Here is a 2,382-nt window from a genome sequence, read left to right as displayed (position 1 = left end):
TTAGTGGACGCGGTAAGTCAGTGTATTGTATTACCGACTATAACAAAAGTGCAGATAATTTCATTGATTAACTTAATTACCAAATCATTATAATTTAGATGCCTCCTTCATAAAAAAAGAAAGAAAGAATAAGAACATTTATAATAATAACATTGATAATAAGGATATTTTTACAAGAAAATAATCCTGGTAATTAATTACATTCTAGAAATTTAATTTAAAATTGTTTTTTTATTGATCCACATATTGACTGTATAAAAAACCAGTGCAATGATAAGCTAGATATTCATCATAAAATATGAATATCAACATATTAATTACATCGATAGCAGTCGAAAAATATTCGACAAAAAATAAATCATCTCGAGAAACCAATATGCAAACAGTAATCCTAAATGAAAAAATTCAAATTTTCCGTCAACTCCATGAGGAAGGTCGCCTAATATTAGCCAATTCTTGGGACGTCATGAGTAGCCGTTTAGCTGAACAAAGTGGTGCCAAAGCGATAGCCACAACCAGTTCTGGGATATCTTGGAGCTTGGGGTACCCTGATAATCAATTAGCCGATCGGAAACTGGTGATGAAAGCGCTAGGTTTAATTACAGGCTGCACCAACCTTCCAGTTTCTGCTGACATTGAAGATGGTCTGCTGGGCATTGATGAAAATATGGATCATCTTGTACAAGACTTATATTCTGTCGAATGTGTCGGTATTAATATCAAAGATGCTCAAAATGGTAAGTCAATGTCTATAGAGGATGGTGCCGAACGCATAGCTGCTGTACGTACTTCCGCGAATAAATTGAATTACAATTTGTTTATCAATGCGCGTATTGATTCATGGCTTCGTGGTGAAAATACCGAACCAGCTCACTTGATTTCCCGTGCTAATGCTTACCTTGCCGCTGGCGCAGATTGTATCTTTATCCCCGGTCTAACCGATTTAGCTATATGCCAAACGATCAGTACTCATATTAACGGACCGTTAAATGTAATGGCACACTCTGGTGCTCCCAGTGCAGAAGAATTTTTTGCGGCTGGAGTGAAAAGGATCTCTGGCGGTTCTTTCTTTGCTGAACAGGCCTATGGCATCACTTTGTCAAGTATGGAGAATTTTGTACGAAATGGTATGCTACAGCCAAATGATAAGGCGAAACTGAACTATATGGCGCTAAATGCTCTATTGGCTCAGAAAGAATAATCAATACGTTGCAGGAAATATGGCGTTCTATCCTGCAACATTAAACAACAATCTAAAACACTTAGAATATAGTTTCTTATATTACAATTTAAGTATGAAATTAAAATACCAATTTTACTCTAAAAATAACTAACTCAGAAAACAGTACAATATTAAAAAATTTCAATTAGATAAAAATAAAATAAATTCCTCTTGAAAATTCACACAGCTTAGAAACATAATCTGTTTTCAAAGAGGTCATCTTTTCACAAAAGACGGACTTTCGAGGGTTAGGTATTTTATACCTGAGTGTATGTCTTAAACATCAGATAATGGCATCTGGTATGAGTCAAACGTTAACTTCTCAATCTAATTTACAAGATAATCCCTGTATAAGCTGTGGTGCTTGCTGTGCATATTTTCGTGTTTCATTTTACTGGGCAGAAGCCGAAGATGGCGGAGGTACTGTTCCTGTCTCTATGACCGAAAAATTAAACGCTTTCATGAGTTGTATGAAAGGCACAAATGAACCTAATCCCCGCTGTATAAATTTACGTGGTGAAATTGGTCAATCAGTCTCTTGTGCCATTTATGATAAAAGACCTTCTCCTTGTAGAGAATTTACTCAAGCTTGGGAAACTGACGATTACAATGAAGCCTGTGATCGTGCCAGAGCCGCTCATGGCCTTCCGCCACTGCCAAAATCGTAGGCCTAATTCATTTTTCCATTACCTGTCATAACTTATAATGACAAATAAAATAGATCATTTAACAACCTGAAAAAAGTATCGCCATTGCCAGAAATCCTTATTCTAAACTTCTGCTGGATATCTAAGGCTTTTTTGATAACAGAAAAGACAACTGATTCATTAATATTGTTATGGATAAATATTACTATGAGGAAGTATTACGATGAGAAGAGTTAAGACATTTAGATGAAGTGGTGGGCGATACCAGATTCGAACTGATGACCCCCTCCTTGTAAGGGAGATGCTCTACCAACTGAGCTAATCGCCCACTTCATGGTGGGTCGTGCAGGATTCGAACCTGCGACCAATTGATTAAAAGTCAACTGCTCTACCAACTGAGCTAACGACCCGACTAGGTAATTCTGATTTTATATCTAAATGGTGGGTCGTGCAGGATTCGAACCTGCGACCAATTGATTAAAAGTCAACTGCTCTACCGACTGAGCTAACGAC

At 36.9% G+C, this 2,382-nt stretch carries 2 protein-coding genes and 2 tRNA genes; 2 read left to right on the top strand and 2 right to left on the bottom strand.

All coding sequences use genetic code 11. The features are described 5' to 3' along the window. Nucleotides 1-376: 376 nt before the first annotated feature. Together NXS07_RS19515 and NXS07_RS19510 are read left to right on the top strand one after the other, a co-directional pair. On the top strand, nt 377-1,201 hold the full coding sequence (locus tag NXS07_RS19515; RefSeq protein ID WP_258087461.1) for an isocitrate lyase/PEP mutase family protein: 825 nt from the start codon (nt 377-379) through the stop codon (nt 1,199-1,201). 323 nt (nt 1,202-1,524) lie between these two features. Next, nucleotides 1,525-1,890, top strand: a complete 366-nt coding sequence (locus tag NXS07_RS19510; protein ID WP_038195980.1) for a YkgJ family cysteine cluster protein — start codon at nt 1,525-1,527, stop codon at nt 1,888-1,890. 231 nt (nt 1,891-2,121) lie between these two features. Here NXS07_RS19510 and NXS07_RS19505 read toward each other — a convergent pair. Both NXS07_RS19505 and NXS07_RS19500 read right to left on the bottom strand, forming a co-directional pair. Further along, nucleotides 2,122-2,197 (bottom strand) — tRNA-Val (locus NXS07_RS19505). Between the two features lie 6 nt (nt 2,198-2,203). Next, a tRNA-Lys gene (locus NXS07_RS19500) sits at nt 2,204-2,279 on the bottom strand. Nucleotides 2,280-2,382 lie beyond the last annotated feature (103 nt).

Source organism: Xenorhabdus bovienii (assembly GCF_024721015.1).
Classification (GTDB): domain Bacteria; phylum Pseudomonadota; class Gammaproteobacteria; order Enterobacterales; family Enterobacteriaceae; genus Xenorhabdus; species Xenorhabdus bovienii.
The sequence above is the reverse complement of the archived record's forward strand: the minus strand, read 5'-3'. Positions and strand labels throughout refer to the sequence as shown.

What these genes read in the sequence shown, in the direction of transcription:
- NXS07_RS19515 (WP_258087461.1), top strand. Translation starts at nt 377, where the DNA reads ATGCAAACAGTAATCCTAAATGAAAAAATTCAAATTTTCCGTCAACTC.
- NXS07_RS19510 (WP_038195980.1), top strand. Translation starts at nt 1,525, where the DNA reads ATGAGTCAAACGTTAACTTCTCAATCTAATTTACAAGATAATCCCTGT.